The organism is Desulfosarcina cetonica JCM 12296 (genome assembly GCF_001311845.1).
GTDB lineage: Bacteria > Desulfobacterota > Desulfobacteria > Desulfobacterales > Desulfosarcinaceae > Desulfosarcina > Desulfosarcina cetonica.
Genome location: NZ_BBCC01000110.1, coordinates 1 through 20803, shown reverse-complemented (window position 1 = coordinate 20803; position 20803 = coordinate 1). Strand labels below are relative to the sequence as shown.

Annotated in this window: 21 protein-coding genes and 1 pseudogene; 13 read left to right on the top strand and 9 right to left on the bottom strand. The window is 53.4% G+C overall.

Going from position 1 to position 20803, the window contains the following annotated elements:
• Positions 1–718 precede the first annotated feature (718 nt).
• On the bottom strand, positions 719–1132 hold the full coding sequence (locus JCM12296_RS21480; protein ID WP_054697825.1) for a hypothetical protein: 414 nt from the start codon (positions 1130–1132) through the stop codon (positions 719–721).
• Between the two features lie 346 nt (positions 1133–1478).
• Positions 1479–2237: a hypothetical protein gene (locus JCM12296_RS21475; RefSeq protein WP_054697822.1), complete on the bottom strand. Its 759-nt coding sequence runs from the start codon at positions 2235–2237 to the stop codon at positions 1479–1481.
• A gap of 780 nt (positions 2238–3017) precedes the next feature.
• Here JCM12296_RS21475 and JCM12296_RS21470 point away from each other — a divergent pair.
• The 4 genes from JCM12296_RS21470 (at position 3018) to JCM12296_RS21460 (ending at position 5650) form a co-directional block, all read left to right on the top strand.
• Entirely contained in the window at positions 3018–3422 is a 405-nt protein-coding gene (locus JCM12296_RS21470; protein ID WP_083456379.1) for an arsenate reductase ArsC, read from the top strand.
• Between the two features lie 135 nt (positions 3423–3557).
• Positions 3558–4076 (top strand): NAD(P)/FAD-dependent oxidoreductase, encoded by a 519-nt coding sequence (locus JCM12296_RS47920; RefSeq protein WP_218188216.1) that lies wholly within the window; start codon positions 3558–3560, stop codon positions 4074–4076.
• Positions 4046–4918 carry an FAD-dependent oxidoreductase gene (locus JCM12296_RS47915; protein ID WP_281492107.1) on the top strand — a complete coding sequence of 291 codons (873 nt, stop codon included), beginning with the start codon at positions 4046–4048 and terminating at the stop codon, positions 4916–4918. Before JCM12296_RS47920 ends, JCM12296_RS47915 begins: the two co-directional genes overlap by 31 nt.
• Before the next feature lie 51 nt (positions 4919–4969).
• The gene (locus JCM12296_RS21460; RefSeq protein WP_083456378.1) at positions 4970–5650 is read left to right on the top strand and encodes an MIP/aquaporin family protein; all 681 of its coding nucleotides are present in this window, start codon (positions 4970–4972) and stop codon (positions 5648–5650) included.
• Between the two features lie 312 nt (positions 5651–5962).
• Here the strand turns inward: JCM12296_RS21460 and JCM12296_RS21455 are convergent, their stop codons facing one another.
• The gene (locus tag JCM12296_RS21455; RefSeq protein WP_054697816.1) at positions 5963–8158 is read right to left on the bottom strand and encodes an ATP-binding protein; all 2196 of its coding nucleotides are present in this window, start codon (positions 8156–8158) and stop codon (positions 5963–5965) included.
• The gene (locus JCM12296_RS21450) at positions 8113–9237 is read right to left on the bottom strand and encodes a winged helix-turn-helix domain-containing protein (RefSeq protein WP_054697813.1); all 1125 of its coding nucleotides are present in this window, start codon (positions 9235–9237) and stop codon (positions 8113–8115) included. Before JCM12296_RS21450 ends, JCM12296_RS21455 begins: the two co-directional genes overlap by 46 nt.
• 203 nt (positions 9238–9440) lie before the next feature.
• Between JCM12296_RS21450 and JCM12296_RS21445 the strand changes: the two genes are divergently transcribed.
• The 7 genes and pseudogenes from JCM12296_RS21445 to JCM12296_RS45240 all read left to right on the top strand — a co-directional run bounded on the left by JCM12296_RS21445 (position 9441) and on the right by JCM12296_RS45240 (position 14857).
• Positions 9441–9827 carry a PAS domain S-box protein gene (locus JCM12296_RS21445; protein WP_054697810.1) on the top strand — a complete coding sequence of 129 codons (387 nt, stop codon included), beginning with the start codon at positions 9441–9443 and terminating at the stop codon, positions 9825–9827.
• Entirely contained in the window at positions 9782–10027 is a 246-nt protein-coding gene (locus JCM12296_RS40100; protein WP_172684020.1) for a hypothetical protein, read from the top strand. Before JCM12296_RS21445 ends, JCM12296_RS40100 begins: the two co-directional genes overlap by 46 nt.
• Entirely contained in the window at positions 9994–11259 is a 1266-nt protein-coding gene (locus JCM12296_RS21440; protein ID WP_172684019.1) for a sigma-54 interaction domain-containing protein, read from the top strand. The genes JCM12296_RS40100 and JCM12296_RS21440 overlap by 34 nt, the downstream gene beginning before the upstream one ends.
• A 305-nt stretch (positions 11260–11564) precedes the next feature.
• Positions 11565–12308: an acyl-CoA dehydrogenase family protein gene (locus JCM12296_RS45260; protein ID WP_246804691.1), complete on the top strand. Its 744-nt coding sequence runs from the start codon at positions 11565–11567 to the stop codon at positions 12306–12308.
• Complete coding sequence (locus JCM12296_RS45255; RefSeq protein ID WP_306304105.1) at positions 12266–12721, top strand: acyl-CoA dehydrogenase family protein; 456 nt, start codon at positions 12266–12268, stop codon at positions 12719–12721. Before JCM12296_RS45260 ends, JCM12296_RS45255 begins: the two co-directional genes overlap by 43 nt.
• A gap of 125 nt (positions 12722–12846) precedes the next feature.
• A pseudogene (locus tag JCM12296_RS45245) lies at positions 12847–14192 on the top strand (acyl CoA:acetate/3-ketoacid CoA transferase).
• Positions 14138–14857, top strand: coding sequence for a hypothetical protein (locus JCM12296_RS45240; RefSeq protein WP_246804686.1), 720 nt, complete (start codon positions 14138–14140; stop codon positions 14855–14857). The pseudogene JCM12296_RS45245 and the gene JCM12296_RS45240 overlap by 55 nt, the downstream one beginning before the upstream one ends.
• 115 nt (positions 14858–14972) lie before the next feature.
• Here the strand turns inward: JCM12296_RS45240 and JCM12296_RS21425 are convergent, their stop codons facing one another.
• The 3 genes from JCM12296_RS21425 to JCM12296_RS21410 all read right to left on the bottom strand — a co-directional run bounded on the left by JCM12296_RS21425 (position 14973) and on the right by JCM12296_RS21410 (position 17455).
• Positions 14973–15845, bottom strand: coding sequence for a zinc metalloprotease (locus JCM12296_RS21425; RefSeq protein WP_157067797.1), 873 nt, complete (start codon positions 15843–15845; stop codon positions 14973–14975).
• Positions 15846–15894: 49 nt separating this feature from the next.
• Complete coding sequence (locus JCM12296_RS21420; protein ID WP_054697800.1) at positions 15895–16257, bottom strand: hypothetical protein; 363 nt, start codon at positions 16255–16257, stop codon at positions 15895–15897.
• A 481-nt stretch (positions 16258–16738) separates the two neighbouring features.
• A complete protein-coding gene (locus tag JCM12296_RS21410) occupies positions 16739–17455 on the bottom strand; it encodes a peroxiredoxin (RefSeq protein ID WP_246804684.1) in 717 nt (238 codons plus the stop codon).
• Between the two features lie 160 nt (positions 17456–17615).
• Here JCM12296_RS21410 and JCM12296_RS21405 point away from each other — a divergent pair, with 160 nt between their 5' ends.
• A complete protein-coding gene (locus tag JCM12296_RS21405; RefSeq protein ID WP_218188214.1) occupies positions 17616–18686 on the top strand; it encodes a sigma 54-interacting transcriptional regulator in 1071 nt (356 codons plus the stop codon).
• A gap of 1 nt (position 18687) precedes the next feature.
• Positions 18688–19101, top strand: coding sequence for an AAA-type ATPase lid domain-containing protein (locus JCM12296_RS42300; RefSeq protein ID WP_218188213.1), 414 nt, complete (start codon positions 18688–18690; stop codon positions 19099–19101).
• Between the two features lie 143 nt (positions 19102–19244).
• On the opposite strand, the gene JCM12296_RS21400 is transcribed toward JCM12296_RS42300, so the two are convergent.
• Together JCM12296_RS21400 and JCM12296_RS21395 are read right to left on the bottom strand one after the other, a co-directional pair.
• Positions 19245–20252, bottom strand: coding sequence for a hypothetical protein (locus tag JCM12296_RS21400; protein ID WP_157067796.1), 1008 nt, complete (start codon positions 20250–20252; stop codon positions 19245–19247).
• A 224-nt stretch (positions 20253–20476) separates the two neighbouring features.
• Positions 20477–20803: helix-turn-helix domain-containing protein (locus tag JCM12296_RS21395; protein ID WP_281492106.1), on the bottom strand; the 327-nt coding region annotated here is incomplete at its 5' end.

Below are 20803 nucleotides of genomic sequence, written 5' to 3'. Positions count from 1 at the left end.
CGACACAGCGATACCTGGGCACGATCAGTGATATTGAAGCGATCCGATGGATTGAAAATATATATGGCTGATGCAAAAAGGGTGGATCCGGATTACGGATTCACCCAGTTAAATCACTTACACAAGCCAGATATAGCCAGACGGTACTTGGAAAGACTGTGCGATGGTAGTACGTAATTGTAGTCTGCACTGCCGCTTGATCGATTTCAGAACCAGGAAATGTAGCTATCTGTCATCAGGCCTGCCTGGGGACTATTTTGAGAAATAATAAAAATATTGGTTGGTTAGCAAACTCAAGATATCCATTTACGTATCACAAGTGAGGCCGAACCTGAGCTTATCTCAATTAATCACAACTCTGACTAAATTTGCGATACGGTTTTGCGTCCAATTAAACAATATGCCACAACTCATTAGAACGCATCCCAAAAATAGTCTATAAGTGCCCTTGGCGGCGTTATGAAACGGCTTAAAATGCTCACATACTTCCTGTATGCTGCGCTTTTGCGCCGTTGCATGCCTTGCCCTGAACACTGATCCTTATTTTTGAGATGCACTCTATCCTTTTTTTGGTTCATAGTTCTGTTTGTCAATATACGAGGAATCGGGCATGTTCGCCACCGTTTCTACGGCCGAAGCGTTCGCGTATCCACAGACATGCGGGAGAACCGATTCAATAATGTCGGCACGGTTTATTGTGGCTCGGAGAATGAAGATCTTAACAGCTCCTCCCAAAGCACTTTGCGAGGTGTTGTGCCCCGCCTCCTGTCCCGGCCATTTCACCCCCGGGTACTATGGATAGCTCCTGGTTTAAGGCATACCAGTCGGCCTGATATGACGTCTGCCAGGCTTTGCTCCCCGCCTCCTGTTGGGCCATTTCAACCCCGGGTACTGTGGATAGCTCCTGGTTTAGGGCATACCAGTCGGCCTGATATGACGTCTGCGAAGCTTTGTGCCCCACCTCCTGTTGGGCCATTTCAACCCCGGGTACTGTGGATAGCTCCTGGTTTAGTGCATACCAGTCGGCCTGATATGACGTCTGCCAGGCTTTTGTACCGATGGCATCTGCCGATCCTATAAAAACCGCGCTTATTAATGCGCCGCCCATAAGCAATGAACCGATGATTTTCATAGATCACCTCGTTGGATGATTGTTGGAAAGATTACCGTGTCACAGATTTAACGCAATGATAATTACTGCTATGGAGATGAAATTCAGAGAGAGGCTACTGCAAATCGGGTGGCTTTTTATAATAACCACCTTTCCAATCCTGCTGGATGATTATGTATAGCAGCTGGCTGGAGAATAATACCACATTGTGGTATTTGTCAAGATGCCCCCATGATAATTTTTTTGAGTGACAATGCGCTAATATGATTCCGTTTTGGTTGATCAGGCGTATACAGCTTAGGATACATTCAATCCAAGAAAGCAATAAATAATAATAACGCAACTACATGTATGAATCCTTTTTCTATCAATAAGGTGGCCAACTATTAGGTGGTTCCATAACCGATCCATCTAAAATTTGTTTGACAAGAAGGCCTTTTGAATTTTTGTAATGCAGATATGATTTCAGGCCAAATACACCGGGGTCCATTACAAAAAGATATTCACCTATTTCAGATTCTTCAAACGGTTGGACCTTGTACTTTTCTACCAACAGGCGAACCGTTTCTTCGGGTAGCAGTTCGATCTGGCCACTGTAGGCAATATATTCTGAAAGAATTGAATTTACCCTACTTTTTGAGAAACGATTGGCCAGGAAATGAATCATTTCGTGTGCGACTATTGTTCTGTAAAATTCATATGTCATATCCAGATCAAAATCGTTTCTTCCAGATATCCATTTATCCCTCCAGCAAGTCAGATATATTGTCTTTTCTTCCTCGTCGTACTTTCCAAGGACACGGATACTCTTTTTATCGTCGCCACTGCTCCAATCAACGTTTACCTCGGGTTTGAATACAATGGTTACTGGAAATTTCTCAGTATAGCCCAATTTTCCAAAGAACGCATAAGCAGATTGAATACCGCTTCTCACCTTTCTAAAAGGAATTTTGCATTTTTGTTCAACACAATACTTAAGTGTTACATCACAGGATTTTCCGCTAATTCCTTCATTTATGGTGTGAAGCAAATTAAACTGTCCGGCGATAGCAAATGCGGGCGACAGCAAACAAATTATTTGAAGCAACATAACGGTATAGTGAAGTGTAAATTTAGATTTTCTCATCTTGTCCCCCTTTACAGTGCTGGGGAATAATTATCTGAAATGGAATGATGTATTAGGAAAAGGGTTTTAGGTAGATTCCCGATTAAAGGCTTGAAACCTATTCATCCTCAGCATGGTCAATCTTTGAATAACGGGACGAGGGGAGATGAGCGTTGGATTGTTCGGTGGAGTCCATCTGCAGCAAATGCGGATTGTCTACCCCAGTTGCCCAAAATATCCCGATTAATGGGAGGTTAGGTATTTTTTTTATTCTGTCAATGAGATTTGTTTTGCAGGCGCATGTTGGCTTGATGAGCGGGGATGGGAAACGGGGTTTTATACTACCGAGCCCATCCTCGACTCTACTATTCGGCGTGGTTAATTCGATTTCCCTTTTAACGTCAGATACCAATACATAGTGTCAGTTTCGGCCTGATTCCAAATTATTGAGATAAGCGTTCGAATTGCATCATTGCCAAATGTTGGGATAGATGTGCCTCGGATCGGCGGTAAGAATTTTCATGGCCTCACAAGTACGCTCTGGCTATCCCACAAAAACGGACCTCACCGTTCTTTGTGCTTTCTTGCCACCCATCGTAACTATCAGAGACAACGATAAAATATCATTTAGCATTTGGATATCAAAACAAGCCTCCTTTCTTGTCCTCACTCCAGTCTAAACCTCAGCGGCCTAACCGATCATTGCCAGGGTTTTGCCGCAAGGGGAAATCAGCATTCGCAGCATTTGGTTTTCATGGCACGACCCTATGCTCCTAACAATTCGCTCACAGTAGGCGACTAATGTATCTTAATGCAAATCTTAGCCAATCATCATTGGATGAATACGTGAAAAAGAGGGTATTATTTGTCTGTCGGCACAATAGCGTGCGCTGTCAGATGGCCGAGGCCTTTCTTAATCAATTGGATGGAGACCGCTTCGAAGCTGAAAGCGCAGGATTGAATCCGAAAACGATACTTGCTACAGCCGCAATGGTAATGCGGGAATTAGGCTTTGATATTTCAAATCATCCCACGCGTTTTGTCTATAGTCTATATTCTGGGGGCGAGGCTTACGACTTTGTGATCACCGTCTGCGATGAAGACAGCGCTAAGGAATGTCCTGTGGTCGACGATCCATGCCTACACTTTCATTGGCCCTTTGATGAACCGTCACGATTCAAGGGAAGCCCGGATGAGATTCTTTAAAAGACTCGCCAGGTACGAGATCAAATTCATGATAGAATTCTGCAATGGATAGAGGTGTCCTAAGTATCTGTAGCAAAGATAACTTTACAAGCTTTTTTCCAAGATGCGTTTCAGCAAACGAGGAGGGAATTGAAGATGACCCATGTTTTAATCATCGGTGGCAGCGATGCTGGAATTAGCGCGGCACTTAGAATCCGAGAAATGGCACCTAAAACGAAAGTCACCATCCTTTTGGCAGATGACTATCCAAATTTCAGCATCTGCGGCCTTCCTTTTTACCTTAGTGGTGAAGTCACAGATTGGCATAATCTCGCCCACCGCACAAAAGATGATATTGTTCGCGAAGGGATCGAACTGCTGACAAGGCATCGAGCCACTTTGATTAGTCCTGAGAAAAGATCCGTGACTACGATTGGTCCAAATGGCAAAATCATCGAGATAACATATGACAAACTCATTATCGGTACCGGTGCGGTTTCAAGCAAGCCACCTGTTGAGGCGTGGATCTTGCCGGTGTTTTTTTTCTGCGATGGATGGAAGACAGCTTCAAGCTGCACACGTATTTGGATGAATGCAAACCGAGTTCCGCCATCATCATCGGCGGTGGATATATCGGTTTGGAAATGGCAGATGCGTTTACAGTGCGTGGAGTGAAGGTGACACTTGTCGAATATTTTCCGACGGTGCTCAACACGGTCCACACTTCATTCGGAAAAATGGTCGAAGACGAATTAAAACGCCATGGGGTAGAAGTTCATAGCGGAACTGCGGTAGATAAAATACAGCAAAACGGTGAGCGGTTGCTGCTGACGGGCTCTTCGGGTTTTTCGGCAACGGGAAATTTGGTACTGGTTGCCGCTGGTGCAAAACCGGAATCAGAAATAGCGAAAGGTGCAGGTATACTCCTGAACCCCCAGGGGGCAATAAAAGTCAACCAATTTATGGAAACCAATATTCCAAATATATATGCAGCTGGGGATTGTGTGGAAACGTGGCATCAATTGCTGCAAAAAAATGTTTATATGCCGCTTGGAACGACCGCACATAAGCAGGGACGCGTTGCAGGCGAAAATGCAGTTGGTGGAAAGAGAGAATTTCAAGGTTCGTTAGGGACACAGGTGGTCAAAGTTTTTGATTTGGCAATCGCACGAACAGGTCTTCGTGAGGAGGAGGCTCGGCAAGCGGGATATGATCCATTAACAGTGAGTTTTGAGACCTGGGACCACAAAGTGTATTATCCAGGCGCACATCCATTCAATATCCGCGTCACCGCAGATGTTAACACAAAAGCTATTTTGGGGGCCCAAATTATCGGGCACTACCAGGGCGAGGTTGCCAAGCGAATCGATATTTTTGCTACTGCCATATTTCACAGGATGTCAGTAGAGCAGTTGAACGATCTTGATCTTAGCTACACACCACCGTTGAGCAGCCCTTGGGATCCGGTCCAGATGGCAGTGCAAGCTTGGTCAAAGCAACTGAACAAAACGGGATAGGATATAAAAGACGATACTATCCAATTTACTCGAAGTGGAATAGAGGTGTCAGTGAATCGTTATATTGCCGAAGGAATCGGGACGTTTGCATTGGTATTTACTGGTTGCGGTGCCATTATTGTTAACGACACATACAATGGTATGCTTGGGCATGTTGGCGTTAGCTTATCCTTTGGACTTGTGGTGATGGCGATGATCTATTCCGTGGGCAACATTTCCGGCGCGCACATCAATCCTGCTGTAACGCTTGGTTTTCTATTCGCTGGACGATTGGAAAGAAAAGTGGTCCTGCCTTATATAAGCAGCCAAGTGTTAGGAGCGGTTTTGGCCGCAATCGTGCTGCGTCTTCTACTGCCAGGCCACGAAACCCTTGGAGCAACAATACCAACTATTTCTATGGTTAGGTCCTTCCTAATTGAAGTTCTTTTATCGTTTCTACTCATGTTTGTTATCCTAAACGTTTCAACGGGACACATGGAAAAAGGTATCATGGCTGGTGTAGCGGTTGGCGGAATCGTCGCACTTGAGGCTTTAATGGGCGGCCCAATGACAGGTGCATCGATGAATCCTGCACGATCATTAGGTCCGGCGCTAATCTCTGGAAAACTTAATCATATATGGATTTATGTGGTTGCACCGATAGTGGGTACATTTTTGGCGCATCCGACATGCCGTTGGATTCAAGGCAATGAATGCTGCTCTTCAAAACGGGATCCGGAAATTGAAGCTTAGTGCCAAAGATGTTCTGTCTATCCCACAGAAAACGGGGTGACAAAACTTCCAGATAGCTTGCCAGTATCTTGATTTCAGGGCGACCATCACCTATCCCATATCTTGTGGCCATCCATTTTGCCCTGAAGTACAGATTATGCAAAGAAAGCTTTCCTGTGTTTCAAAAATCGAATTTTACGGATAGGTACAGGGTATTTGTAAAATATCAACAATTCAAATAGTTGTGATATTTGAGCGTATCACCAGTACCATCTTGGCTAACACGACTTTTATGGTCGGTAATTACCGGGGGACCGTAACAACTTACAGTGGTCACTTCTGCTTCATGGCGATCAGCTCATGATACAACACCGTCGTCTTGGGACTGAGGGGGCAATCCAGATCCTGCGTGACCTGGCGTTTTAGGCGGGCGAAGGTGGACTTCAGCCGGGGGATGTCTCCCCGGTGGTAGTGGCATCGCATGAGTGCCCGGTGGGCGGGTTCGGCATAGGGATCGATGGATAGATAGCGCTCCGCCCAGGGGATGCAGGCGGTCCAATCGCCCTCGGCCAGGTAGGCGCGGACAATGGCGGAGAGCACGTCCAGATAGCGGGCCTGGATCGCCTCGCGGTCCGCCATGAACGCTTCAAGGTAAGGCTCTTCCTGGAAAAGAGGGCCTGCATAGATGGCTGCCGCATCCAACAGGCTGTCGATCTGTGCCTGGTCGGAAGCCGGCGTGGTTGGCCGCAGTGCGTCGCAGCGATTCAAGAAATCAATGAAATCGATGCTGCCGTCAGGTCCCGGGTCCAACCGATAGGCATCGTTTTGTCTGGTAAGGTAGCGGGACGGCACCCCCCGTTTCAGAACCGGTTCCAGAATCTTGCGCAGCAAGGTCAGGGTCACGTGAAAGCGTCGGGTGGTCTGCCGGGGATCATCGCCGGGCCAGAGGAATTCGATGAGCATCTCCTTGGGAGTGAACCCCGCCCGGCTTTTGAGGATCAGATATTGAAACAGCCGTCTCACATTGGCGCTGCGCCAGGCCTTGTCGGGAATCGGCCGGCCGCCTGCAAGCACCTTGAAGGGGCCCAGGCAGCGGATATCAAGGGACATGGCACCGCCTCGGGCGGGTAGGGTTTCGGTACCGGGGCCGCGGTTCCCGGCGAAGCGCTGCCGGGCATCGCCATCGGCACCGGCCATGATCTTTTCGATATAGGGCCGCATGATATCGGCTCGATGGCAGGCCGCCAGGATGGGAATCACCCGCTCGCTGTTATCGAGGACCCACGTATCGTAGCCATGTTCCCGGGATAATCTCAGCGCCTGGGTCATGTGGTCGATGGCCGCTTCGGGATTTTGCCGGTCGGTGAGCTGGGCCTTGAGCCGATGACCAAGGAATCGGTGGAAGGTGGATGTGTCAAGCTGTTGGCCCGGGGCCTCGATCAAGGCGCTGGCGGCGGCATCGTCGGTCATGTTCACGTAGAGCTGAGCGAGCCTTAAGGTCAGCGATGCCTGGGGGATGGTCAGCCCCAATCCGTCGATCAGGGCCAATCCCCGCCGTAGGCCGGAGATTGCCCGCATAGGGTCACCGCCATCCTGGTGAATCATGGCCATCAGCTCATAAACGCAGGCCTGTCCCCAGAAATTGTCGTGACTGCTGAAGATCTGAGCGGCCCGTTCGGCATCATCCATGGCTTGTCGGGGATCGCCGGTCCGCAATCCGTTGAGCGCGCGGCTGTAAAGCAACCAGGCATAGGTATCATCGTTGAAGCCTACCTGGCGGGCGATTTGTAGTCCCTTTTGGGCATGGACGCTGCCGGCCTGGGGGGTGCCCCGATAAAAAGCGATCAGCGCGGCCTGAAAATAGGCCAGGTGGAGGGGGGCGATGATTCCGTTTTCGCGGAAGCCCTCAAGCGCCCGGGTATTGACGCGGTCGGCCCGCTCAAACGCCCCGGCGGAGTACAGCCGGTAGGCATGGCACAGTTCGAGCCAGTGCCGGGCCAGCGCCTGTTGCGCCGGCGTCGCGGCCGTGGTGAACCGAAGGGCCTTGCGGTGAACCGCATCGGCCGCTCCGAAATCACCCAGGATGGCGTTGAAAAGAATCAGGAGCCCGGCAACCTCCAAGGGGAAAAAGGGATCGGCATGCGGGCGGCCCCACAGGCGCCGCACCTGTTTCCGGGCACGCCGGATATCACCGGTGATATAGTATTGAAAGCCCAAATCCTTCAGACAATTGGCGATACCCGTAGCGTTTTTCCGCGCCCGAAACTGTCCCAGGGCCATTTGCAGTCCCTTGATGGCGAGCTGCGGGTTGCCTTGAACCGAGGCCAGTTTGGCCCGGAAATAGATCATCCGCGGTTCGCTTTGCAGCAGATCCTCGGGGATGTTGTCCAAAATCCGGGCCATGCTGGAAAATGAGCAGTCCAGGATGTCCTGCACCATCATTTTGTCGGCCAGCCGGAAGATGTCGTAAAACTGCTTTCCCTTCAAATAGTGGCCCATGGCGCCGGGCAAATCGCCGGTCGCTTCCATGGCCCGGCCGGCGGCGGTGTGCAGCTGTCGGATCTCCTCCTTGTTGCCATCGGCTTCGAGCCGATGCGCAGGAATTCCTGCAGCAAATGATGATAACGAAAGGGTGCTTTTTCGTCTTCGGTTTTGAAGGTCAGCAAATGGTTGTCGCAAAGGGCCTGCAGGATCTGGCGGGCGTTTTGCCGGTTCAGCATGCGATCGCACACATCGGGCGCCAGACGGTCGAGGAGGGCGGTTTCGACCATGAACCGCCGGTGATCCGTATCCAGGCGTTCGAAAATGTTCTCTTCAAGGTAGGTGAAAATATAGTCCCGGGTGTTGCCGACGGTGAAAAGGTTGCCGAGGGGCGCTTCTTCGGTTCGTCCCTGGGCGGCATGATGGAAAAGCACCAACCCGGTGATCCAACCACCGGTGCTCTGGAGGAGCGTGGCCATGTCACGCCGGCTGATGGGGGTCTTTAAAAAGTCCCGGTAAAGCCGGGTGATTTCATCCAACGCGAACGCCAGCTCCGCTTCCCCGATGTCGATGACGTCCAGCCTGGCGCGCAGGCGGGAAACAGAGATGGGCGGTTCGTGGCGGCTGGTCAAGATGATATGCAGCGTTGGTGCGGACCGGCTGAGGAGTGTGTCCAGGGCAGCATGAACGCGGCTGCCGGCAGCCACAAGATGGTAGTCGTCGAGAACGATGACCAAGGTCCCGGTGATTTGTCGTTCGACCTCGGCCAGAAATTCCGTCAGGACAACTTCCTGTTGGCCGGCTGCGGATATGGATTCGAACCAGCCCTGTTCCATGCCGGCGGCAAAATCCGGGCAGTGGCGACGGATGCCTTCGATGAGATAGGCCAGAAAGAGGGCAATATCGCTGTCGGATGGGTCGAGACCGTACCAGACCCAGGCGGCTTCGAGCGTTCCCACGCATTGGGCGGCCAGGGTGGTTTTGCCATATCCGGCGCCAGCCACCACGAGGGCCAGTCTTTTTTGCGTGATGGCGGACAGCTTCTCGGACAGGCGCGTCCGCGGCAAGGTCTGCGGAGCAATCGATGCGATCAGCTTGGAAGGCCTGACGGGAAACTGCTGTTTCACATAATCCTCGTTGAATCGATCGGTTGATATCAAAATAGCAGTGTGAACGCGCAGATAGAACGATGTCGCGGCCCCAGCATATACCAACCGGCGTGTCGATCAAGCGGCAAATCAATGCCAGGGTAACCGCACTTAGGTTTCACTATCTTGACACGCTCCTGGCTTTGTGGTTTCTCCAAACCAAAAGGAGCCTTGGTGCTGAAATGAAGACTCAATCCCCCGCCCAACCGTCCTTGCCCGATGATCCCTCGGCCATTCAACAGTGCTTCGATGAATTGCAGGCCACGATTGCCCGCTTGGAACAGGAGAAGTCCCGCTACCTCAGCATGTTTGCCCAGAGCGGGGCGCCGGCCATCATTGTGGAAGCGGATATGGGCATTTCACTCGCAAATGCCAAATTCGAGGAGCTTGTCGGCTATTCCAGGGCGGAAATCGAAGGCCACATCAAGTGGCCCGATTTCATGACCTTGGAAGATCGTCCACGCATGAAGCGTTATCACCGCCTGCGTCGGATAGAAGGCGAAACGGTTCCGGAAGAGTACGAGTGCCGGGTGATCCATCGCGACGCAGCCTGCGCAATATCTACATGAAAGTGGGCATGCTGCCGGGGATGAAGACCAGTATCGCCAATTTCATGGACATCACCTCGCGCAAGCGCGCCGAAGCGGCCTTGGTCGAAAGCGAAAGGCGGCTATCCACCTGTTGGGCAATCTCCCGGGAATGGCGTATCGCTGCCGGCAGGATGCCCAGCGAACCATGGAGTTTGTCAGCGAAGGGTGCCAGGGACTGACCGGTTTCAACCCATCCGACCTCTTGGCCAACAAGGTGCGCGCCTATGCGGCGTTGATTCATCCGGATGACCGGCAACGCCTGACGGAAACGATCGCTCAGGCCCTGACCAGCCAGCAGTCCTTCGAAATGGTCTACCGCATTTGCACGGCGGCCGGTGAGGAGAAATGGGTCTGGGAAAAAGGCATCGGGGTCTTTTCCCCGGAATCCAAACTTCTGGCCCTGGAAGGCTTCATTACCGACTTCACCGACCAGAAACGCTCCGAGCAGGCCCTGGTGAGTGAGAACCTGCGCCTGCGCTCGACCATGCGCGATCGCTATCAGTTCGGCGATATTGTCGGTAAAAGCCCCGCCATGCAGAAGGTCTATCAATTGATCCTGAACGCCGCGGCGGCAGACGCCAATGTGATCATCTACGGCGAATCCGGTACCGGCAAGGAGCTGGTGGCCCGGGCGATCCACGACTTGAGTGATCGCAGCAGTGGCGCCTTCGTACCGGTCAACTGCGGTGCAATCCCGGAGAACCTTTTCGAGAGCGAGTTTTTCGGCTACCGCAAAGGCGCCTTCTCCGGTGCCGCGCAAACCAAAGCCGGATACCTGGATACGGCCGATCATGGCACCCTTTTTCTGGATGAGCTGGGCGAAATCAACCAGAGCATGCAGGTCAAGCTGCTGCGCGCCATCGAGGGCGGCGGGTACACCCCCCTGGGCAGCAGTGCGGTGCACAAACCGGATATCCGCATCGTGGCGGCCACCAATCGTAACCTTAGCCAGATGGTCAGCGAGGGACAGATCCGAGAGGATTTCTTCTACCGCATTCACATCATTCCCATTCAACTGCCGCCGCTACGGGAACGTAAGGAGGACCTCCCCCTGCTGATCGACCATTTCCTCAAACAGGAAAACGACAGCAAGCACCCGCCCCGCATTTCCGGGCATACCCTGGATGCGCTGCTCAATTACCACTGGCCGGGAAATATCCGCGAGTTGCAGAATGTGCTTCATCGCTACGTGACCCTCGGCCAGCTGGATTTTCTCGATCCCCGCTCGCCCGCCCGCACCCAAGCGGCCCAACCGGTCGACGAAGTAGAAGAAACCTGGCAAGGATACCAGGCCGCTATCGAGGCCTACGAAAAATCGCTCTTCCGCAAGGCGTTGGAGCGACACCATTGGCATCGCGAGAAAGCGGCCGCCAGCCTTGGGCTTCCCCGACGCACGTTTTTCGAAAATTGAAGCGGCTGGGACTTACCGATCGGTAGATGTGGTTTCTGGCATTAAAAGTGCCGATAATGACACTTTTAATGATTTATTTTATTTGCAAGTAGTTGTCCTCTGCATGGAACAATATTTGTGCCGTATTTGGCACTCATGCCTTTTTTGGCCCTACGACGCCACGCTGATTCCTGAAAATCATAAAGTCATCTTATAACAAGTGGTTATATATAAATTCAAGACATTGGCATAAGCATTGCTATTTCCCTCTTCATCTTATTGGGGCCGCCCAAAACGGTCCCATTCATCATTTACAGGAGGCACACATGGAATTCGAACTGAGCAAGCAGCAAAAAGAGATCCAGAAGGCCGTCAGGGATTTTGTGAAAGGTGAATTTGACAAGGAGTTGATCCAGTCACTGGATGAAAAACACGACTATCCGGTGGACATCTGGAAAAAGGCCGCCGAGCTGGGATTCATCGGCATCCATTTTCCCGAAGCCTACTCCGGACAGGGTTTTGGGGTGATGGAAAACATCCTGGTGGCCGAAGAGCTGTGCCGCGGGGATTCCTCGGTGGGCGCCTGCCTGCTGCTGGCCGGCTTCGCCTCGGAGATCGTGCTGCATTTCGGTAGCGAGAGCCAGAAGGCGACCTGGCTCCCCAAGGTTGCCGAGGGAGAAGTGCTTTCCTGCGGTGCCTTCACCGAACCGGACCACGGATCGGACATCACCACCATGGCCACCACGGCGGTCAAGGATGGCGACGAGTGGGTCATCAACGGCGCCAAGGTCTTCATCACCAATGGCGGTCCCCTGGCCGGTTTTTACAGTGTCCTGTGCCAGACCGATCCAGACGCCAGCCCCTCCCATCGGGGCCTGAGCCTGATTCTGGTGGAGGCCGATCGTCCCGGTGTCTCGACCCAGAGCGTGGGGCATAAGATGGGCATCCGCATGATGGATACGGCCGAGGTGATTTTCAAGGACGTGCGCGTACCCCTGGACAACCTCATCGGCAAGGAGGGTCGCGGATTCTACCAGGTACTGGAATTTTTGACGAAAGCCGCATCCTGATCGCCGCCCAGGGGCTGGGGACCGCCCAGGGGGCCTTCGACCGTGCCCTGGCGTATGTGAAAGACCGGGAACAGTTCGGCCGCAAGATCGCCCAGTTCCAGATCACGCAGCATAAATTGGCCGATATGGCCACCAAGATCGAGCAGGCGCGCCTTCTGACCTACAAGGCGGCCTGGAATTTCGACCAGGGCCGCCTCGATCCCAAGCTTACCTCAATGGCCAAAATGGTTGCCGGCCGCACGGCCGTGGAGGTGTGCGACGAGGCCATCCAACTGCTCGGCGGGTACGGCTACATGGCCGAATACGATGTGGAGCGTTTCGCCCGGGATGCCAAGATTTGCGAGATTTACGAAGGCACCAAAGAGATCCAGAAGAACACGATCGCCAGTGCGCTGGTGGGTAAACTGAAATAAGTATGCAACGGGTTCCGTGCTGTCCGCATCGCCGGACCCTTTAAGAGGCTGCTTGAAAAATTGAACGTTTCAAACAGCCTCTAACATCAATCGCTTCATGTGGTTTGGAGTAAAAGGAGTCAACCATGGTTACCGAATGCTCGTTGGCCGACCCCAACAATCTGATCTCTTTTTTAAAGCAGCATCAACCCTATGCGGCCAAACGCAGTAAGGTCGTATCGGCGGAGGATGCCGTCCGGGTCATCCAAAACGGGGATACCGTTGTTTTTGGCGGATTCGGCGCTATCGGTGTTGCCGAAGAGGTCGCCGCGGCGCTCGAAACGTACTACCTGCAAACCCGCCATCCGCGTGACCTGACCCTGATGTTCGCCGTGGCCACCGGTCCGGCGAATGACTCTCCCAAGGGACTGAATCATCTGGCCCACAAGGGGCTTTTACGACGGATCATCGGCGGGCATTGGGGGTTGGCGCCGGGAATTCAGCGGTTGGCGGTTGAGAACGAGGTGGTGGCCTATAACCTGCCCCAGGGAATCATCAGCATATGTACCGCAATGTCGCCTCGGGCAAGGCGGGGCTCTTTTCGCAGGTCGGTCTGGGGACCTTCGTGGACCCGCGCAACGGCGGCGGAATGTTGAACGCGCGGACCACCGAACCGATTGTCAAATTGATGGAGATTGCCGGTGAAGAGTATCTGTTTTTCGACGCGATCCCGATCAATGTGGCCGTGATTCGCGGCACCACGGCGGACACGGATGGCAACATCACCATGGAAAAAGAGGCCTTGACCCTTGAATCGCTTTCCATTGCCATGGCCGCAAAGAACTCCGGCGGCCTGGTGATCGTCCAGGTGGAGCGCGTGGCCCAGGCCGGGACCCTCAATTCACGCCAGGTCAAGATACCCGGCATCCTCGTGGATTGTGTGGTCGTGGCCTGCCCTGAAAACCATTGGCAGACCTTTGGCGAGCAGTACAATCCGGCCTTCAGTGGCGAGATTCAGATTCCCACCGGAAGCATTCCTTCCATGGCGCTTAACGCCCGCAAGATCATCGCCCGACGGGCGGCTTTTGAACTGAAGCCCAATAGCGTGGTCAACTTGGGGATCGGTGTCCCGGAAGGGGTCGCCAGTGTGGCCAACGAGGAAAAGATTCTCGATTTCATGACCTTGACCGCCGAACCCGGTGTCATCGGCGGCCTTCCCATGGGCGGGATCAATTTCGGGGCGGCGATCAATGCCGCGGCGGTGATCGATCAACCCTACCAGTTCGATTTCTATAATGGCGGCGGGGTGGACGTCGCTTTCCTGGGCATGGCCGAGGCCGATGCCCAGGGCAACGTCAATGTAAGCCGTTTTGGGGCGCGTCTGGCCGGCGCGGCGGGTTCATCAACATCAGTCAGAATTCCAAAAAAGTCGTTTTCATGGGGACGTTTACCGCCGGCGGGGTCGATTACCAAGTCGGCGACGGCAAACTGATCATCAAGAAAGAGGGCCGCTTCCGCAAGTTCGTCGACAAGGTGCAGCACATCACCTTCAGCGGGCCCTACAGTGCCAAATCCCGCCGTACGATTTTGTACGTCACCGAACGCTGCGTTTTCCAACTGATCCCCGACGGTCTGGAGCTGATCGAAATTGCACCCGGTGTCGACTTGCAGAAGGACATCCTGGACATGATGGATTTCAGACCGAAGATTCGCCAGCCGCTGGCATTTATGGATGAACGCATCTTTAAGCCCAATCGCATGTCGCTGAAGGAGGATCTGCTTACGATTCCCCACGAGGATCGGATTGTTTACAACCCGGAGGCGAATATCATGCTCATCAACCTGGCGGGGTATACCGTCAAGGAAAAGAAAGACGTGGACGCCATTCTCAATGCCATTGAACGGGTCGTCAAACCGTTGGGCAAGAAGGTCTACGCAGTGGCCAATTACGATCAATTCAGGATGGATCCGGATTTGATCGACGAGTTCACGGCCGCGCAAAAATATTTGATGGAGACATACTACACGCGGGTCAGCCGTTATACCACGAGTGCCTTTTTGCGCATCAAGATCGGGGAGGAGATGGAGAACCGCGGCTTGGCCCCGCATATCTTCGAAAGCCCGGAGGAGGCGCACGCGTTTTTAATCAACGAGTGAGCCATTTCACCGAAAGACCAAGAGAACCGGCGAGCCTGTCCCGGATGCATGGGACGCGGATCGCCGGTTTTCATTCCTACTTGACAAAAGGGAGCGGTTGACGCTCCATCGGGTTTCAGAAACAGGGACCGCAGTCCGCGCTGTCGGTGCAGTCCGGGCCGGCGGTAATGCGCTTGAAGGCAAAAGTGAAGAGCGGGTTGGAGACGTTTTCCTTGTTCTCCTGGCTGTTGATTTGGGGGTTGTCGTTCATCCAGCCGCTGGGGCACATGAGGGTGCCGGTACTCACGCCAGGACTTCCGTTTGGATGGGGCAAACCGATGGCATGACCCAGTTCATGGGCCAAATGGGTGAAATCGATCCCGCCCCGGGCGTTGCCGTCGCTGGTGATGATTTTCGAGTTGGCGGAACCCAGGCCCCAGGTGCCGCCGCCGCCCCACATGGACTCGGGAGAGAAGTCATAGACGAAGAATATCTCGACCGCATCTTCCACGTTGACCTGTGCCTTCAACGCCGTCGCCTCGGTTTCGTCAAAAATCCAGTAGGAGGAATTCCAGACGGTCATCCAGTCGTTGACCGAAACCACGACATCGGCTTTCTGCCATTGTTCGATCACCTGCGGCATGCCGAAATTCAGCCCCGCGCCGGTGTAGCTGAAGGATAAGCCTCTCGGATAGACATACCGGATGCGGCCGATACGGACCGGCTGGATTTTGATGCGTTTGGCGATTTCATAGTACCAAAGGATGGAGGTGTCGATACCGATGGGGGTCAACTCCATGGCCAGTTCAAAGGCCTTGGCGTCACTGCGGAACTCCTCGGCGGCGACCAGCTCAAATCCGATCGACCCCTTTTGCGAAACGACGTCCTCCTTGGTGGCGCTGAGCGTCAACGGCGCGCTCAACTGCATCCGGAATGCGATCTTGGCGGCCTGCTTGGGCGTTTCCAGGTAATCTTCACCCTTTTCGGGCACATCTACGTAATCAGCCATGTAATCGGCGTCCATGTACCTTCGAGTTCCCCTTCCAACATACCGGTTTTCATATTGTAACGCACGTATTGGGGACCTTGCCGGGATCCAGGGCGAAACCCAGGGCACCCGTGCGGTCGTCGGCAATTTTGTCATAGGTCAATGCGGCTTGGGGGACCTGAAAAAATGCGAGATTGAGCCCCTTGATGCTCAGGATGCCTTCGGCAAGTTCTTTTTCGGTGGCTTCGAGGTAGATGCTCGTGCGACCGGAAAGGGGGATCTTGCTGCCATCCACGAGCAGCGCGGACTTGATGGTGCCATTGCCCACCATCTTCAAGGCCGGTTCTCCGGCCAATGCCGATGTGGCCAGGGGGACGGCGAGAAAGGCAAGGGCCAAACAAACGACTATGGAACAGTAGATGCTTTTTTTCATGATGGACCTCCTCGATGGAATTGACGGATTGTGGGGGAGAATCGGCGGCCATTCTGCCATGGCTGGCCGCCTCAAGGCGATATCAGTGCTTCCCGGGATGAGCTCAATATGAACAGATAATGAGAAGATGCGCTGTGACTCGACGCACTGCGGTGGTGTGATGATGGTCACAGGGGAACCCGATTACGAGGGAATCGGTCATTGTCTTGTGGGATATGTTGACGAGGGGGGGGTGAAGCGGCTTCCTGAAAAAGCAACGATGTCTACCATGTTTGAAATGGCGAATCGATCGGCCGGCAGGCGATTCGATCCGAGCTCCATGGATGGCCGAATCACCCTGCACCGCGCTTAACGCTTCAAGCACCATATGTTTATTACTAAGGCATATCGGTCTACATACAGCGATTTTGTTGAATAAGCGACGTTGCAGGGTGATGGGGTTACATCCGGCCTCGGTGCGCAAAAGCGCTTTGAGGTTATTTCAGATCGCGGTAACAGAACCACCAGTCGTAACATTCATATTGATCCGGACGTTTTTTGCCTCTTCCTGACTTTGCGGCGGCGGAACAATCACTTTGTTTCCGATCAATTCGTTTTCCGGCCATCCGGCAGGGATGGCGACGCCGTTCGCATCGGAGGCCATCAGGGCTTTGGTGGCCCGGACGATTTCATCCATGTTGCGTCCAATCTCCTGGGGATAGTAAAGCACCAGACGGACTTTGCTTTCCGGATCAACAACGAATACCGCTCGAACCGTGTTGGAGCCTTTTCCCGGGTGCAGCATGCCGAGTTTGTTTGCAATCGCGTCATTGGCAGCCACAATCGGAAAGGTGATCTCCACATCCAGCTTTTCCTTGATCCACTCCACCCACTTGATATGGCTGAACACTTGGTCAACCGACATCCCGATCAGTTTGACGCCCATCTGCTCAAACGCCTTTATCCGTTTTTGAAAAGCCACGAACTCAGTGGTGCAAACCGGCGTGAAGTCTGCGGGATGGCTGAACAAGACAAACCACTGTCCTTTTAGATCTCCCGGCAGATTCATTGGGCCGTGAGACGTACTGGCGGAAATTTCGGGAAAGGTGTCACCCAAAAGCGGCATATTGATTTTGGATTCCTGCATTTTTTCACTCCTTTGGTTGATGGTTAAGAATTGTGAATGCAATTGCCTACGATAAAGCATATGAGATGCCAAACATCACAAAAAGAACTATCCTGTTGTTTTGGAAAGTTATTTTAAGAACCATAATGATTATGGCTTGTGTGTTAACGAAATATCGGTTAAGTATACACCGATATATCGGTATTGCACCGATATTCAGTAATCATACGATGCGCACCATTTGGGGAGCCCCATGAACCCTTCCATCTCGTCCCTTACGCCTGAAAAAACCATGGATATCGTGCTAAAAGCGATACGGGAATTAATTGAGTATGAGTTGGCCGTTGTCTTAAGCTACGAGGAAGACAGTGGCCGGTTAAAGGTTCGAAAAGCCGCAGGGCCAGCCGTAACCCGGGATCTCGACAACTTTTCGTTTTCATTGACCGACCGCAAGGACATTGCCGCCATCGTCCAACGAAAACACCCCCATCTTTTCCCCGAGAACCAGCCCCACCTTGACACGTACGCCGAAGTTATCGATTTCCCGGAGGATCATTCCTGCCTGGTTGCCCCGCTTTATCTGGACGATAAACTGCAGGGCGTTTTGACCCTCGACCATCATTCGTGCAACAAGTTCACCCCCCAAAACGTTCAGCTGGTCAAAACGCTTTCCAAATTGATTTCGCTGTCCATCGCTCAGGCGGACGATAAGGAAACCTTGAGAAAGGAACACCTGGCCGTCACCAAGGAACGCAACCTCTTGCTGGGCAACACCTCAAAGGTGCTCAATACGTTGGTTGGCCATTCGGAAAATTGGAACCGGATCAAAGACACCATTTCCCTGGTGGCCGCATCGGACACCCCGGTTTTGATCCAGGGGGAAACGGGCACCGGCAAGGAGGTCGTGGCCAAGGCCATTCATAACCTCTCGGCCAGAGTCAGCGCACCGTTCATCGCGGTGAATTGCTCGGCAATCTCGGCCGGCGTGGCGGAAAGTGAGCTTTTCGGTCATGAAAAAGGCTCCTTTACCGGTGCCGTTTCATTAAGAAAGGGCCGTTTTGAACTGGCCGACGGTGGCACGCTTTTTCTGGATGAAATCGGAGACCTGCCCCTTGAAATACAACCCAAATTGTTGCGCGCGCTACAGGAAAGCAAGATGGAACGGATTGGTGGCGAAGCCACCCTTGATGTGGATGTCAGGGTGATCGCCGCCACCCACGTGGATCTTCGCACCGCGGTAAGGGAAAAACGTTTTCGCGAAGACCTGTACTACCGGCTGAACGTATTTCCGATCACGCTGCCAGCTCAGGGAACGGGGAAATGACGTGTTGCTGCTGGCGGAGCATTTTGTTCGGCAGATCAAAGCCAGGACCGGTCGCAACGACCTGGCGATGTCGCCGGAAAGCATCGAGATCCTTTTGCAGGCCGATTGGCCGGGCAATGTCAGGCAACTGCAAAATACCCTCGAGCGCGCTTCCATTCTCAGTCAGGGAGGATTGATCGAAGCCAAACATGTCATCACCGGAGGGGCTTCTGCCGACAGTTTCTGCATGGATTCAGAAAGCCGACAGGAACGTGATTCTCGGCTTTCCAGTTTCGATCAAATGGTCACCATCCATTTAAAGAAAGCGTTGACCCTGACCGGCGGGAAAATATACGGAAAAGGCGGAGCCGCTGAAATCCTGGGGATGAAGCCGACCACCCTGCAAAGCAAGTTAAAAAAGTACGGCATTCAGTAATCCGGTAACCTTACCTCTCCGGCGGATAGACGACATGTCTGGATGGCAGCACGGGTACGCTTCGAGAACGATAGCCCCTTCAGGAGAATCGTTACGAAAAATCGTGCATGTCGCCCCCCTTCGAAGGGCGTTGTTACATCGGCTCAATCAATTTTGCCCAGCCAGAAATCCTTGTTGTCGTTTTTCTCGTCTTCGTGAATTCTGACCAGGCGCAGGGTCACGGGCCAGGGCCCGTTGAAGACAATGGCCCGGTTGTAGCGGTCGTGGGTGTTGGACGCACCGGGATCGCCCGGCAGCCAACGGTATATGATCATGGAGTGTTCGGCGCCGTCCGGTCCGCGCCGTTCCAGGTAGTCGCCGGGTTTGGGCGTGTATTCCTGGTTGGTCTCGGCATGGACAAAGGCCTGCAGGCGGGTGCCGCTGTTATAGCGATAGAGGGTTTTCTCGGCCTTGAACAGATCGTGGAGCTGTTGGGTTCCGGTGATGTCGCGTAGACTCTTGCCGTTTACCTTGATGTTCAGTTCATAGTAGTACCAGGATACGAATTCACTGCACAACAGGCTGATGGCACCGCCATACTTGGGATTTTGACCATATGGATCCTGACCGCGGCCGTCACTGCCGCTTTTTCCCAGGTCCGCCGCCAGCATGCGGATCACCGCTGGGTCCGTTTCTTCGATTCCGGCCCAGGCATAGCGCGACCGCCGGGCGAATTCGTCCAGGCAAATCTCGTCGCGGCCGGCGAGCAGGGACATCCCGACCGAATAGTCCACCACGGGAATCTCGGCATGGTTCAGGTGGGATGGGGAAAGCCCCGGCGGATTCTGGTAGCGCATGACGATTCGCAGCCTGTCGATGGGCAGGGTGGTCCGGCCGCCCCGGTTTTCGAGAAACATCCGGTCCCAGTAGCTGCGGTTTCCCGTATCCGTCAGCGATTTCAGAGCGTCGATGCCCTCGGGAAAGGCGTCGCTTTCCCAGCGCAGCGAACCGGTTTTCTTGAACGCCACCTTGAGCCGCTTGCGTCGCCCGGCGTGATCTTCGAATGTCAGGTGGCGTGAGAAGTTCGTATGCGCCGGTCGTGCGGACATATCGATGACAATGACCGGGTCGAGGGGATAGTTTTCTTCGGCGGTTTGCTTTTTGTCTGCCATTTTTTCCATCTCCTTTGGATTTGGTTTGATTGGAAATCAAGATCGGTTCATTCTTCCCCACCGGATCGCCTGGCGGTGCCAATGGGAAATGGGTGCGGTTGTTTTTTTACAGCGTCGAGCGGTACAGGCGCGAAGGGAAGAATGCCACCTTGGGATGATTTCACCATCACCTGATTGCGTTTTCTTTTGCAGTGATGCAAATCACATAACGGTTGTGACCCCAGTCACCATCGGATCTGGTACTTTTTCATCTTACGCCACAAGGTGGTGCGCTCCATGCCCAGCGCCGCGGCGGCCCTGCCGCGATGACCGCCGGTTTTCTCCAAGACGGCGATGATCCGGTGGCGCTCCGGATGGTCCATTGCCGTTGTGTCGGAGACAGGGAGAATTTTTCCCCGAGGCAGCTCCGGACGACGATTGACATAGCCGGGCAGGTGGTCGGGTTCGATGGTCGCGTCGCGGCAGATGATCAGGGCGTGTTCCAGGATGTTCTCCAGTTCACGGACGTTTCCCGGGTAGCCATAGTCCAGAAGGATCTGCATGGCGGAGCG